Annotated in this window: 13 protein-coding genes; 7 read left to right on the plus strand and 6 right to left on the minus strand. The window is 73.0% G+C overall.

Features of this window, described 5'->3' with window-relative positions; translation table 11 throughout:
- Positions 1-6: 6 nt before the first annotated feature.
- Positions 7-1,146 carry a glutamate--cysteine ligase gene (locus HHX30_RS38460; RefSeq protein WP_169988877.1) on the minus strand — a complete coding sequence of 380 codons (1,140 nt, stop codon included), beginning with the start codon at positions 1,144-1,146 and terminating at the stop codon, positions 7-9.
- Positions 1,147-1,371: 225 nt separating this feature from the next.
- Here HHX30_RS38460 and HHX30_RS38465 point away from each other — a divergent pair, with 225 nt between their 5' ends.
- The 4 genes from HHX30_RS38465 (at position 1,372) to HHX30_RS38480 (ending at position 4,771) form a co-directional block, all read left to right on the plus strand.
- Positions 1,372-2,754, plus strand: a complete 1,383-nt coding sequence (locus HHX30_RS38465; protein WP_169988878.1) for a cellulose binding domain-containing protein — start codon at positions 1,372-1,374, stop codon at positions 2,752-2,754.
- A gap of 181 nt (positions 2,755-2,935) precedes the next feature.
- The gene (locus tag HHX30_RS38470; protein WP_169988879.1) at positions 2,936-3,793 is read left to right on the plus strand and encodes a universal stress protein; all 858 of its coding nucleotides are present in this window, start codon (positions 2,936-2,938) and stop codon (positions 3,791-3,793) included.
- Positions 3,794-3,926: 133 nt separating this feature from the next.
- Complete coding sequence (locus HHX30_RS38475) at positions 3,927-4,412, plus strand: DUF6194 family protein (protein ID WP_169988880.1); 486 nt, start codon at positions 3,927-3,929, stop codon at positions 4,410-4,412.
- Between the two features lie 50 nt (positions 4,413-4,462).
- Positions 4,463-4,771, plus strand: coding sequence for a thiamine-binding protein (locus HHX30_RS38480; RefSeq protein WP_169988881.1), 309 nt, complete (start codon positions 4,463-4,465; stop codon positions 4,769-4,771).
- 51 nt (positions 4,772-4,822) lie between these two features.
- Here the strand turns inward: HHX30_RS38480 and HHX30_RS38485 are convergent, their stop codons facing one another.
- The 5 genes from HHX30_RS38485 to HHX30_RS38505 all read right to left on the minus strand — a co-directional run bounded on the left by HHX30_RS38485 (position 4,823) and on the right by HHX30_RS38505 (position 11,535).
- Complete coding sequence (locus HHX30_RS38485; RefSeq protein WP_169988882.1) at positions 4,823-5,506, minus strand: endonuclease V; 684 nt, start codon at positions 5,504-5,506, stop codon at positions 4,823-4,825.
- 170 nt (positions 5,507-5,676) lie between these two features.
- Positions 5,677-7,839, minus strand: a complete 2,163-nt coding sequence (locus tag HHX30_RS38490; protein ID WP_169988883.1) for an MFS transporter — start codon at positions 7,837-7,839, stop codon at positions 5,677-5,679.
- A 171-nt stretch (positions 7,840-8,010) separates the two neighbouring features.
- Entirely contained in the window at positions 8,011-8,916 is a 906-nt protein-coding gene (locus HHX30_RS38495) for a D-isomer specific 2-hydroxyacid dehydrogenase family protein (protein WP_169988884.1), read from the minus strand.
- 118 nt (positions 8,917-9,034) lie between these two features.
- Positions 9,035-10,186 carry a glutathione-independent formaldehyde dehydrogenase gene (locus HHX30_RS38500; RefSeq protein ID WP_169988885.1) on the minus strand — a complete coding sequence of 384 codons (1,152 nt, stop codon included), beginning with the start codon at positions 10,184-10,186 and terminating at the stop codon, positions 9,035-9,037.
- Between the two features lie 176 nt (positions 10,187-10,362).
- On the minus strand, positions 10,363-11,535 hold the full coding sequence (locus HHX30_RS38505; protein ID WP_169988886.1) for a sensor histidine kinase: 1,173 nt from the start codon (positions 11,533-11,535) through the stop codon (positions 10,363-10,365).
- A gap of 114 nt (positions 11,536-11,649) precedes the next feature.
- On the opposite strand from HHX30_RS38505, the gene HHX30_RS38510 reads away from it, so the two are divergent.
- From HHX30_RS38510 to HHX30_RS38520, 3 genes are read left to right on the plus strand one after another with little or no spacing between them, the layout of a single operon-like run.
- Positions 11,650-12,267, plus strand: a complete 618-nt coding sequence (locus tag HHX30_RS38510) for a TetR/AcrR family transcriptional regulator (protein ID WP_169988887.1) — start codon at positions 11,650-11,652, stop codon at positions 12,265-12,267.
- Positions 12,264-12,464 carry a ferredoxin gene (locus HHX30_RS43025; protein WP_169988888.1) on the plus strand — a complete coding sequence of 67 codons (201 nt, stop codon included), beginning with the start codon at positions 12,264-12,266 and terminating at the stop codon, positions 12,462-12,464. The genes HHX30_RS38510 and HHX30_RS43025 overlap by 4 nt, the downstream gene beginning before the upstream one ends.
- A gap of 1 nt (position 12,465) precedes the next feature.
- A complete protein-coding gene (locus tag HHX30_RS38520; RefSeq protein WP_169988889.1) occupies positions 12,466-13,728 on the plus strand; it encodes a cytochrome P450 in 1,263 nt (420 codons plus the stop codon).
- Positions 13,729-13,730: the final 2 nt, after the last annotated feature.

The following is a 13,730-nucleotide window of genomic DNA, read 5'->3' on the forward strand; positions in this document are numbered from 1 at the left end:
GTCGTCCTACCTCCCGGCCCCCGCGAGCCGACGGTCCCCGGACCTCGTCTCGCCGAGGAGGAGGTCCACGACGTCGGTCAGGCGGCCGCCGCGCCGGAAGGCCTCACGCTGCCGCGCGGCCGAGCCGCCGTCGGCCAGCGCCCGCTCCGCCAGGGACGAGACGAGCGCCCAGTCGCCGGACTCCTCGAGCTGTGGCCGCAGCCCCTCCAGCATCCGGCCGATCACCTCACGGGCCGGCCTCGGCACGCCCTCGACCGGGTCGACCAGCTCGCCGTCCAGTCCCGAACGCGCGGCCCGCCAGGAGGCGGCCCGCACCAGTTCCGTACGCACGGACTCCTCGGCCGCGGAGGGCGAACGGCCGGTGGCGAGGGCGTCCAGCTCCCGCGCGACCAGCGCGCGGAACAGCCCGGCGATCAGCACGATGTCGTCCACCCGGGGGCAGGCGTCGCACACCCGCAGCTCGACCGTGGGCACGTGCGCCGACGGCCGGACGTCGAAGTAGAGCATGCCGGGATCGCTGATCACCCCCGACCGCACCAGTTCGTCCACCATCGCGTCGTACTCCTCGGCCGACTCGAACCGCGCCGCCGGCCCGGCGGTGGGCCACCGCTGCCACACCATCGACCGGAAGCTCGCGTATCCGGTGTCGGCGCCCATCCAGTACGGCGAGCTGCAGCTCAGGGCCAGCAGCGGCGGCAGCCAGGGAGCCAGCCGGTGCGTCACGGCCACCGCCAGGTCGCGGTCGCGCACCTCCGCGTGCACCTGCGTGCCGCAGATGAGCTGCTCGCGGGCGAGCGCCTGGTAGTCGGCCAGCATCTGCTCGTAGCGCGGATCAGGGGAGATCTTCATCGTCTCGGGGTCGACCAGCGGGACCGTCCCCGCCGCGACGATGCCCAGGCCGAGGCCGTCCGCCGCCGCGACCACGTCGGCCCGCAGTCCGGCCAGCTCCCGCGACAGGTCCTCCAGGCGGGTGCACGGGCGCGTGTTGGCCTCCACGACCGAGCGGTGCAGCTCCTGGGTGAACCGGTCGGGGGGCAACTGCTGGAGGAGCAGGCCGGCGCGCGGGACGGGCTGCCGTGTTGCCAGGTCCACGACGTGGAACTCCTCTTCGACGCCGACCGCCATGTCCCGCGCGAAATCCGTCATATGGTCGCTCCCCAGGCTGATGAGTGCTTTCGTGTCCTCTGCCCCGAAAGTCGGCTTACGCACGTCTCTGGTTTGCCATGGTGATGAAAGTTACAGGTCCTCACCAGAGGATCGCCCAGCTCACCGGCTCGCCGGCGGGGCCGCCTCGGCCGGGGCCCTTGACGGGAAGGGGTTACGCGGCCACGATCGCCGCGTTCCGAGCCGACCGTGAGCGCAGGGAGCCCGATGAACGGCCGCGCATCTTCCTTCCGACGCCGCGTGTGGGCGGCCGCCGTCGCCGCGGTCCTGCTGACCGCCTGGCCCGCCGCCACGCCGGCCGGGGCGGTCGACGACCCGCCCGCGCCGGTGACCGGGAACGCGACCTACTTCGACGCCCTCGGCTCGCCGTACGGCGGCTGCGGCATCCCGCAGTCGGAGCTGGACTCGCAGGACTTCGTCGCGCTGAACGTGTACGACACGCCCGGGGACTACGCCTTCTACCCGCGGCCCCTGACCGGGGCGAACGCGTCCAAGGCCGGGCTGTGGAACAACGGCCTGAACTGTGGCAGGTACGTCAAGGTGACGATCTCCGACTACTGCACGGGCGTCAACGACGGCGGGGCCGGCCAGGCGTTCTGCCGCAACGGCTCGTGGGTCTCCGACGCCTACAGCGGCGCCACGCTGACCATGATCGTCGCCGACAGCTGCGGCGATCCCAACGGCTGGTGCCGCGACGACCGCTACCACCTCGACCTGTCCAAGCCCTCGCTCAACAGGTTCGTCAAGAACGGGGCGCCCGTCGGGGACATGTACCCCAACCACTGGAACAACCGCCACGTGACCTGGTCGTTCGTCCCGGCGCCCGGCTACAGCGGCGACATCCGCATCGGGTTCATGAAGGGCGCGCAGGCGTGGTGGCCCGCCATCGCGGTCTCCCACCTGCCCAACGGCATCCACGGGGTGGAGTACTACGCCGACGGCGCCTGGAAGCAGGCCCAGATGAACTCCGACATGGGCCAGTCGTACATCATCGGCGGGGTCACGCAGGGCGCCACCCGGTTCCAGATCCGGGTGCGCGACGTGTCTGACGCGCTGGTGAACGGCGGCCGGGTCTACAGCTTCGCCCTGCCTGCGTCCTGCGGATCGCAGTGCGGCGCCGACTACACGGAGGTGAGCTACACCACGACGACGCCCAGTGGGTCGCCCTCGCCCTCGCCCTCGGTGTCCGTCTCGCCCTCCGCCTCACCGTCGGTCTCGCCGTCGGTCTCGCCGTCTGCGTCCCCGTCCGTTTCCCCGTCCGCCTCGCCCAGCCCGTCTCCCTCGGCGAAGCCCGGGAACTGCCAGGTGACCTACCAGGTGGCCAGCTCGTGGCAGGGCGGGTTCACGGCGGACGTCACGGTCAAGAACACCGGCGCAGCGGCCTGGACGGACTGGACGGTCACCTGGGACATGCCGTCCGGGGTGAGCCTCGTCAACGCCTGGAGCGCGACCGTGACGACCGGCGGCGCCCGCTGGACGGCGAAGGCGCCCTCGTGGGCGAGGAGCCTCGCGCCCGGCGCGTCGGCGAGCTTCGGCTTCCAGGCGTCCGGCCCCTCCACGCCCGGGGCGAGCGGCATCACCTGCTCCTGACCTCCGGCCGGCTCGCCGCCCCCGGACAGCGGTGAGCGGGCCGGCCTCGCTCCGGATTCCCAGCCCTTGTCCCGGGCACCGTACCCGTGGGAGGAGAAAGGTCCCGCGGCGCGGGGACCAGCGGCCCTGCCCCTGACGGGGCGCAGGGGGTCGGATGGGGGCAGGAGCAGAAGGAGGAGCCATGACCCAACCCGTCATCGTGGGCACCGACGGATCGCGCGCCGCGACCGCCGCGGTGGAGTGGGCCGCGGGCGACGCGGCGCGAAAGGGCCTGCCGCTGCGGATCGTCCACGCGGTGGACCGCCTGCCGTACGAGATCGCGCGCTATCCGATCCCGGTGGAGGACCAGCTCGACCGGGCAGGCCGGCGGATCCTGGAGGAGGCCGAGCAGACCGTGCGGGAGACCCATCCGGTCGTCCGCGTCACCACCGCCCTGATCGAGGGCGACCCGTCCCGGGTGCTGCGTCAGGAGGCCGGGAACGCGGCGCAGATCGTGGTCGGCAGCAGGGGACACGGCGGGTTCGCCGGCATGCTGCTCGGATCGGTCAGCATGCACGTCGCCGGCCAGGTCGACGTCCCCGTCGTCGTGGTGCGTCCCGGGGTGTCGGCGCCCAACGGGCTGATCGTCGTCGGCGTCGACGGCTCCGACGAGGCCGGCACCGCGCTGACCTACGCCTTCGAGGAGGCGCGGCTGCGCGACTGCCGTCTGCTCGCCCTGTACGCCTGGCAGCTTCCGGTGCACGCCTTCGCGCCCGAGATCGCCTACGACGTCGACGAGGTGCGCAAGGCCCAGGAGGAGTACGTGGCGGACGTGCTGCGGGCCCACCGGGACCGGTACCCCGGCGTCCGCGCCGAGATGCGGGCCGTGTGCGCCCACCCCGTCGCCGCGCTGGTGGAGGCGGGAGACAAGGCCGACCTGCTCGTCGTGGGGTCGCGGGGACGCGGAGCCGTCGGCGCGGCGGTGCTCGGCTCGGTGAGCCGGGCGGTCCTGCACCACGCGCACTGCGCCGTCGCGGTGGTGCGGCCTCCCCGGGGCTGAGCCCGGCGCGGCCAAGGTCTCATCCGCGAGTTGAGAGTCGGTGACGGCCCAGCAGTGGATTCCCCGGAAAAGTCTCATAAAGGACTTGAATGGGACACTTGAAGGAGGAATCCCAGCGAGAAAAGGACCTCGTGTGACCGAGAACGACGTCATCGAATTCACGACCGGCCTCCCGGGCGTCGTCGCCTTCACCGCCGGCGAGGACAACGGCGCCCCGCGGGCCGCGTGGGGGGACACCTTCTTCTACTACGACCCCGACGACGTTCCGGCCAACCGGAAGATGCCCTTCGCCACGATCGTCGTCAAGGATTACGAGGGGTTCGACACCGCCTCCGACCTGAACCGGCCGGGCGTTTTCCGGGTCAACATCGGCGTCGGCCGCGCCGTGTTCGAGGAACTGCTCGGTTACCCGCCGGCCGCGCACCCCGCCCACCACGAGGCGGTGGACTACCGCGTACCGGACCGGATCCTGCCGCACCCGGTCTACGCCGCCCAGTCCTGGATCTGCGTGCTCAACCCCGGCGACGCCACGGCCGAGCGGGTGCGTACCCTCCTGACCGGCGCGCACGCCCGCGCGGCCGCCCGCCACGGGACCGGTGAGCAGGCCACCCGCGCGTGACCCGGCGGGTGTTAGCGTGACTCCGGAGATGCGATCTTCGAGGAGGTCTCGTGTCGGTTCTCGTCGCGTTCAGCGTCACGCCGATCGGCGCCGGTGAGGATGTCGGCGAAGCGGTGGCGGAGGCCGTGCGCGTGGTCCGCGCGTCCGGGCTGCCCAACCGCACCGACGCCATGTTCACCACAGTCGAGGGCGAGACGTGGGACGAGGTGCTCGGCGTCGTCAAGGACGCCGTCGCCGCCGTCGAGGCCCGCTGCTCCCGCGTCAGCCTGGTGCTCAAGGCCGACGCCCGAGCAGGTCAGGGCAGGCTCGACGCCAAGGTCGCCACGGTGGAGCGCCACCTCGCCGAACGCCCGTCCTGATCACGGCCGGCCAGGCCTGCGCGCCGCACCGCCGCGTACGGCGGGTCGTCGTCAGGGGGAGGCCGCCATGGCGGTCTTCAGCGCCGCGCGCGACAGGCGGTCGGCGGCGCGCGTCGTCTCGGGGAGCCGGTGCCGCGGGGTCAGGGCGAGCACGTGCCGGCAGGCGGTCTCCAAATCGATCCGATGGCCGACGGAGACGAAGACCGGCTTGACGCCGTCCCGGGTGCGCAGCACCCGGCCGGTCACCTGGCCGTCCAGGAGCAGGTCGCTCCACGCGCCGCGTTCCCGGCCGGGCTGGTCGAAGGAGCCGACGAAGGCCGTCTTGCCGACACCGATCGTGGGCAGCCCGGTGAGCACGCCGAGGTGGCAGGCGAGGCCGAACCGCCGGGGATGCGCCAGGCCGTACCCGTCGCAGACGATCAGGCCGGGCGTGACGGTGAGCCGCTCCAGCGCCTCGACCAGGCTGGGCAGCTCGCGGAAGGCGAGCAGGCCGGGCACGTAGTCGAAGGCGGGCCGTCCCGGCACCGTCACCTGCTCGACCACGTCCAGGCTCGCCGCGTCGAGCACGACGACCGCGGCGGCCAGCAGGTCGTCGGCGTAGGCCACGTCCACCCCCGCGACCAGGGCGGGGTCACGGGGACCGGGGCCGGCCAGGTCGAGCCGGGACCGCAGGGCGTCCTGGATCGCCTCCGCCTCCTCGACGGTGGCCGGGGCGGTGACGGAACAGACCTCCATGCGGCGACCATAACGCCCCGGCGACCCGGCGGGCGCAGGGGTGCGCGTGGCGCGGGTCGCCGGGCACGACCCCCGGACGATCGGGCTGGTGAACCCGTCCGGTCCGCGGCGGCGCCCGTGCCCGCGGGCCGGACCGGGCCGGACCGGGCCGAGGCGCGGTCCGGTAGACGTCATCGTGAGCGGTGGTGCTCGACCACGCGGTCGCCCTCACCGGGGAACACCATGATCAGAAGGTGCTGGGGTGCTCGCGTCTCCCAGTCCGGCTTCCGGTAGTGGACGCGGATCCGGTAATGCCCCTTGCCGCGGAACGCCAGATTCGGCAGGGACGCTCCTCCCATCGGGTCCATGAGCTCGATGTGGCCCGCCGGGCTCCGGTAGCCGATCTCCACCACCCGATGCCACCCTTTCACCTCAACCGGGGGCCTCGTGCGGTAGGTCTCGGTGGTCACACAGATGTCGTAGTCGGAGTGGCTGAGGGTGATCAGGTGTCCCGGAACGGCGGCGACCAGGTCGTCGTCCTGCGCCGTTTCCAGCAGGCCGTCGTCGAACGGGTCCGACGGCGTGTTCTCGTCGTACTCGAAGGATTCCAGGACGCCGTAGTCGGTCCACGTCCGCTCGCGGGCGACGCGTACGGGTCTGATCAGCGGCCGGTGGCGGGAGCGGTCGCACGCCTTCTGGCTGGCGGCCTCCTGCGCCCGATACTCTGCCTCCTCGGCGTCGATCGCCGCCTGGAATCTCGCGGCGGCCGGGGGACAGATGGGGGCGATCAACCCCTCGTCGGCGTGCGGGCCGGGGTAGACCTCACACATCGCCCGCCCGTACGCCAGCAGGTCCCGGTCGGAGACGGTGGCGAACCGCCCGCCCGCTCGCGCCCCGCAGATGAACGACCGTTCGCCGGTCGGCACCCTCGCCGCCTCGCCGTACCGGGGCGCGCACTGGTCGTGGGTGGTGATGCGGCTGTACGCGAGGTCGGTGGCCGGCAGCGTGGCCAGCAGCGCGAGCACCGCGAGCGGCGGCCCGGCTCGCCGGACGGCGCCGGCGATCGCGGAGGTTGGCCGGCCGGCGGCCCGGTCCGGGCTCGTCTGATCGCCGTCGTCCGTCGCGTCGTCGTCGTCCAATCCGGCGGCGTCGCCCACCGTTGACCGCCGGGCCCACAGCAGCGGGACGGCGGCGGCGAGCGCGGCGGCGGTGGCGAGCGCCGGCGGCGCGGCGCCGCCCAGATCGGCCAGCCGCCCCGCGGGCCCCTCCAGGAGTTCTCCCGCCTCCTCGGCGACGGTGGCGAGCAGGAGCAGCAGGCCGCCCGTCCGGCCGAGCAGCCGGTTGGGCGTGACGGCCTGCCGGTGGCTGAGCAGGGCGACGGTGGCGATCACCGCGCCGGTCGCCGGGACGCCGCTTCCGAGGACGTACCAGATCCGTTCCGCCCCGGGCCCGGAAAGGGCGAGCAGCAAAGTGAACGGCGCGCTCACGAGGAGGGCCCACCAGGCCAGCCGGAACGCGCCGAGCCTGCGGTGCATCAGCACCGCCAGCAGCGCCCCGAGGACGACAGGGCCGTAGGCCGACGCGATCGCCAGCCGCCAGGGGTACTCGATCGGTGTCGCGCTCGGGCCGTGGAACGCCGTCGCCCGCGCCTCGTCGGTCACCTCGTCGCCAAGTTCGAAAAGCAAGGACGACAGCAGCACATAGAGGGCGATGGCCCGCAGCGCCGGATGCCGGGCCGTGAACCGGATCCCCTCCGCCGCCTCCCGCCACAGCCCCGCCCTCGGCGGCGGTGGCGTCTCGGCGGCGGAGACGCCGCGGAACAGCGCCGCCGCCGCGGCCAGCGCCAGGCCGACGGCGAACAGGAACGCGGACCCCTGCCAGACGGTCCCCGTCAGCGTCATCGGCACGACGACGATGCACGGCAGCAGGGTCAGCAGAGCATTCGCCGGAAGCAGGCGCGCACGCCGTACGACGGACGGCAGGTACGCGTCCTGGGCGACCACCGTCACCGACGCCAGGACGCCGCTCGCCGGGATGGTGGCGAGGAGAAGCGGCCAGGTGGGCGCCCCGAGAGCCCCGGCCGCCGCGACGGCCGTGAGGGCCGCGCCCAGCAGCGCGGACACCACCAGGACCGACCGGCGCCGCGCGCGGTCGATCAGCACGCCCAGCGGCAGCGCCAGCACGAGGATCGCGACCGGCTCCACGGTCCGGTCGAACACGTTGAGAAGGTTCGACGAGATCCTCCGGTCAGCGATCCACAGAGCCGGTTCGATCAGCGGGTGGGAGACGCCGACGACGACGGCGGCGAGCGCGAAGAGCGCGAAGCGCAGACGTGCACGGCGGGGGGATGCCACCGGGTGATCTTCGCCGCGACCGCCCGGTCCACGCAAACCGCCTCCGGCCCGCCCGGCCGATCCAGCTCGACGAGGGAGCCGGGAGGCCACGCGCCCGGCCCATCCACACGCGGGGCCGCCCTATCCGGCGACGGGGCCGTTTCCCATGCCGATCAGGTCCGGCCGGCAGCCTCAGTAGCCCCGCGCGGGGTCGATCAGGCCCAGCAGCGGCTCCCCGCGCAGGTAGCGGGCGACGTTCTCGCGCACCCGCTCGGCGAGGCTTTCGGTGAGGCGGGTCTGCGGGTTGGCGCTGTGCGAGGTGATCAGCACGTTCGGCTCGGCCCACAGGCCGTGCCCGTCCGGCAGCGGCTCCGGGTCGGTGACGTCGAGGGCCGCGCCGCCGATCTCGCCGGCGCGCAGCGCGGCGAGCAGGGCGTCGGTGTCGACGAGCTCACCCCGCGCCACGTTGACCAGCCACCCGTGCGGGCCCAGGGCCCGCAGCTCGTCCCGTCCGACCATCCGGTACGTCTGCGAGGTGGCGGGCGCGGCCAGGATGACGTGATCGGCCCGTGGCCAGACGGCGGCCAGGCCCTCGAACGGCACGGTCTCGGCCGCGCCCTCGACCGGCTTGCCTGAGCGGTTGACCGCGAGAACGCCCGCCCCGAGGGCGCGCAGCCCGGGGACGACGGCCCTGCCGATCCCGCCCGCGCCGACGACGGCCACCGTGCTCCCGCGCAGCGTTCCCGGCTGGTCGCGCCGCCACGTACGGCTCCGGGCGGCGGCGGGCAGCCGGTGCACCCCGGCCAGCAGCAGGGCGAGGGCGTGCTCGGCGACCTGCGGGGCGTAGGCTCCCGCCGCCGAGCACCACACGCGCGTGGAGTCGACGAGACCCTCCCGGGTCCAGCGTTCGACGCCCGCGGAGGGCAGCTGGACCCAGCGCACGCTCGGCGTCAGGTACTCCCGCACGCCCTCGGGCCGCGAGTCGGTCCAGACCAGCGCCTCCGCCCGGCGCGGATCCGCGACGACCTCACCGCCGGCGGCGCGGACCGACTCGACGATCAGCGGCGGGTCCGCCGGGGCCACGCAGACGGTGAGCACGCGCCCGTCCCTTCCTGGTCGCGCCGGGCGCCCGCGCGCCCGCGGCTTTCCCCCCACATTACGGTCTGCCCGCCTCGGCCGATCACCGGCCCGGTTCGCCGCGATGGGGGCCGCGCCGTCAGTCGATCTTGTTCGGGTGCAGGACCACCTTGGTCCAGCCCGCTTCCCGCGCGTCGAAGTGCTCGTACGCCTCGGGCGCGTCGTCGAGGTCGAGCTCGTGGGAGACGATCCAGGACGGCCGGGCGCCGGCCTCGTGGATGAGGGAGCACAGCTGGCGGTTGTAGTTCTTGACGTTGCACTGGCCGGTGCTCATCGTCTGGCCCTTCGACCAGAAGGTGCCGTAGTCGATGGCCACCTCTCCCCGCTGGTAGAGGTTGTCCCCGCCGCCGGGGTCGCGGGGGACGAACAGGCCGACGACGGCGATGTTCCCGGTGAACTTCACGGATCTGACCAGGTCGTTGAGCGTCATGTTGGGACGCTCGGCGCCCTTCGGATCGTGTGCCTGGAAGCCCACGCACTCGCAGCCCCGGTCGGCGCCCATCCCCTGGGTGAGCTCCAGGACCTGCTCGACCGGGGATGCCTGGGAGTCGTCGATCGTGATCGCGCCGATCTCCTCGGCCTTGCTCAGCCGGTCCGGATGGTGGTCGATGACCATCACGCCGCTCGCGTTCCTGAGCAGGGCCGAGTAGGCGGCCATCAGGCCGACCGGGCCCGCGCCGTAGACCACGACGGTGTCGCCCGGCTGGACGCAGGCGAGCGTGGTCGCGTGCCATCCGGTGGGCCACACGTCGGCCAGCATGACGTAGTCGGTCTGCCTCTCATAGGCGTCCTCCGGCAGGACGAGGCAGTTGAAGTCCCCGTACGGCACGCGCAGCAGCTCGGCCTGGCCGCCGTTGTACGGGCCCATGTCGGCGTAGCCGTACGCGGCGCCGGCCAGGCCGGATGTGGGGTTGGTGGTCAGGCAGAAGGCCGTCAGGCCCTGCTCGCAGTTGGCGCAGAAGCCGCACGAGATGTTGAACGGCAGGCACACCATGTCGCCGACCTTGACCCGGTCGACGGCGTCCCCGACCTCGACGACCTCGCCGAGGTTCTCGTGGCCGAGGACCCGGCCCGGCTCGAAGTTGGTCCTGCCCTCGTACATGTGCAGGTCGGAGCCGCAGATGTTGGACGTGGTGACGCGGACGAGGACGTCGGTGTGCCGCTCGATCCGGGCGTCCGGCACGGTGGTGACGCTGACCTGTCGGGGGCCTTCGTAGACCACGGCTTTCATGGCTACCCTCACAGGCGATCGTTACGGGCAGACGCGTGCGACAGGCGCGGCGCGCCGCCTCCCGCGACGGCGGCCCGGGCCGTTGTGCGCTGTATCGGTGTGAGAGGCCCGTACCCCGCCGGGCGGGGCGGAAACCGGCGCGCCCGCGTGGCCGCCCGGCGTCCGGCCGCGGCCGGTCACGCGGGAGGGTCCGGGCGACCCGTGATCGGTGGGCCAGCCGCCCGGCCCCCTCGGAGGGGGATGCGGGCGGCGAGCACGAAGCCGCCCTCGGGGGTCGGCCCGGAGAAGAACCGGCCTTGGGCGAGGCAGACGCGCTCCCGGATTCCGGCCAGGCCGTATCCCCCGCCGAGGGAGGGCGCGGCCCTGACCTTCCTCCCGCCGGGCCGGGGGTGCGCCGGCGTGTCGACCACGGAGACCGCCACCTGGTCGCCGCTGACCTCGCAGCTGACCCGCACGCGGGAGTCCGGCGCGTGTTTGCGTACGTTGCTCAGTCCCTCCTGCACCAGGCGGTAGCACGCGTGTGAGACCTGTCTCGGCAGCGTCCCCGGGGGAGCGTCGAGGTGCAGGTCGACCTGGAGCCCGCTCGCTCGCGCCTCGCCGACCAGCCGGGTGATCGCCTCGGTGTCCTCGGCGAGGTCTCCGTTCTCGCGGCGGAGCACGGTGAGCAGCTGCCGCAGCTCGTCGAGCGCCTGCACGCCCTTGTCCTCGATGACCGCCGTCAGCTCGTCGACCTCGCCGGGATCGGTGGCGTCGCGGGCCATGCCGGCGTTGAGCACCATGGCGGTGACCGCGTGGGTGACGGTGTCGTGCATCTCCCTGGCGATCTTGCGGCGTTCCTCGGAGGCGGCGATCTCCTCGCGTTCGCGTACGCCGAGACGCAGCTCCCGGATGAGTCTCCGGTAGGCGTACACCCATGTGCCGACCATCGCGGGCAGGTAGATGAGGGTCAGCGCGCGCACGGCGTTGAGGTAGACCGAGTGGTCGGTGTGGGGGTTGCGGTAGTCGACGGCGAAGTAGACCACCGTCAGGACCAGGGCGACGTACTGCCACCGGCGCACCCGGTGCTCGGCCGTCATCGAGTAGACGGCGAGGATCATCGGCACGACCTGCCCGGTGACGCAGGCGCACGCGGCCGAGGCGAGGACCGCGGGCCAGGGGGTGCGGCGCCGCACCAGCATGGCCGCCGCGGTGACGATCCCCGTGACGATCTCGACCCCGCCCGGGGCGCCGTCCCAGAGGGAGAAGCTATAGCCGGTGAGCGTGGTGGGGATGGTGAAGGCGAGAACGGCCGCCGCCAGCGCCGCGTCGACGAGTCGATCACGATGCCTTATGCCCCATTTTCTCCACATTCTGCTAGTTTGCGTCGTTTACCTGGCGGTCGTCACGCCGGGCATCGCGACGGGCTCCGGCAGGACGAGTACGCGGTCTTGACGCAATCAAATGAACAATCATTAAATTCCGTCATGGGGCGGATCGCGGGTGTCACCGCCGCCGAGACGCGGGAGAGGCTGCTGCGCGCGGCCGCCGACGTGTTCGCCCGGCGCGGGTACGAGGGCACACGCGTGGCCGACATCGCCGCCGCCGCCGGCGTGAGCAACGGCGCGCTCTACGCGCACTTCGGCTCGAAGGCCGAGCTGCTGGTCGCCGCGCTGCGCACCCACGGGCCGCGGCTGCTGGCCGACCTGCTGGCCGCCGACCCGGACCGGCCCGTCGCGGACCTGCTGATCGCCGTCGGGCGCAGGCTGCAGCGCCGCCGGGACGCCGGCGGTCACCTCATCGTCGAGGCCATGGTCGCGGCCCGTCGCGACGAGGACGTCGCCCGGCCGATGCGCGGCTACGTCGGCGACCGGGCCGACCGGCTCGCCGGGCTCGTGCGCGCCGCCCAGGACGGCGGCGAACTGGACCCCGCGCTGTCGCCCGCCGCGATCGCCCATTTCTGTCTCCTGCTCGCACTGGGCAGCGCACTCGTCCCGCCGGACGAGCACGCGGTCGACGAGGAGGACTGGAGCGCGCTGCTCACCCGCCTGGTGGCCGCGCTCGCCCCCATCCGGCCGGACTCCACCAAGGGGAGCACGCGGTGAAAGTGACCATCGATCCGCAGCGATGCCAGGGACACGGCCGCTGCTACGACCTCGCCCCGGAGTTGTTCGGCGAGGACGACGAGGGCTACGGGCGGGTCCTCGGCGACGGCGTCGTGCCGCCGGGCGAGGAGCGGGCGGCGCGCGTCGCGGCCGCCAACTGCCCCGAACGGGCGATCGTCCTCGCCGAGGAGGCCTGACATGACCGTCGACGACCGTTTCACCCGCGACTTCCGCCAGGAGCCGCCCGCAGGCACACGCAACGAGGTCATCGCCGGTCCGGTGTCGGACTGGGCGAGCGACTTCTCCCATTTGGAGCCCGAGTGGGCCGCCGATCCGTACCCGATCCAGGACGACCTGCGGGCGCGCTGCCCGATCGCGCACACCGACAGGTTCGGCGGCGGGTGGCTGCCGACGCGGTACGAGGACATCGCGGCGATCGCGTACGACACCGAGCGCTTCTCCTCGCGGTCGATCATCATGAGCAACTACCGGCCGCCGGCGGAGATCGCGCCGGTGGGGGCGGTGCCGCCGATCTCCTCCGACCCGCCGTTCCACCACGACGCGCGCAAGCTGCTGCTCCCGGCGTTCACCAAGAAGGAGGTGGCGAGGCGGGAGGAGGCGACACGCGCCTTCTGCCACTCGCTGATCGACTCGTTCGAGGGCGCCGAGGTCGTCGACGCCGCCCGTGACTACGCGCAGCACATCCCCATGCGGGTCATCGCCGACATGCTGGGTTTCCCGCCCGAGGACGGCCCACGGTTCCGCAGGTTCGTGGAGAGCGCTCTGGAAGGTGTCAACCTGCCGCCGGAGGAGCGGCTGGCGCGCATGGACGAGCTGTTCGACTACCTGTACGCCCAGATCCGCGACCACGTCGCCGACCCGCGCGACGACCTCACGACCTACCTGATCGACGTGGAGCTGTACGGCCGCAAGCTCGAACCCGCGCACGTCGCGGGCACGATCGCCTTGCTGCTCATCGCCGGCATCGACACGACGTGGAGCGCGATCGGCGCCTCGCTGTGGCACCTGGCGAAGACCCCGGCCGACCGGGAGCGCCTGGTCGCCGAGCCCGGGCTGCTGCCGACCGCGCTGGAGGAGTTCCTCCGGGCGTACGCCCCGGTCACGATGGCGCGGCTGGTCAAGGAGGACATGCACTGGCGCGGCGTCGACATGAAGGCCGACGACTGGGTCCTGCTGTCGTTCCCCGCCGCCAACCGCGACCCCGGCCAGTTCGACCGGGCCGACGAGGTGATCATCGATCGCGAGATCAACCGGCACGCGGCGTTCGGGCTCGGCATCCACCGCTGCGTGGGTTCCCACCTGGCCCGCATGGAGCTCCGGGTCGCGCTGGAGGTCTGGCTGGAGCGGGTTCCCGTGTTCGGCCTCGCCGACCCCTCGGCGGTGACCTGGGCCCCCGGCCAGGTGCGGGGCCCGCGTACGCTCCCGGTCCGCATCGGCTGACC

The sequence above is a fragment of the Microbispora sp. H10836 genome (genome assembly GCF_012999525.1).
GTDB lineage: Bacteria > Actinomycetota > Actinomycetes > Streptosporangiales > Streptosporangiaceae > Microbispora.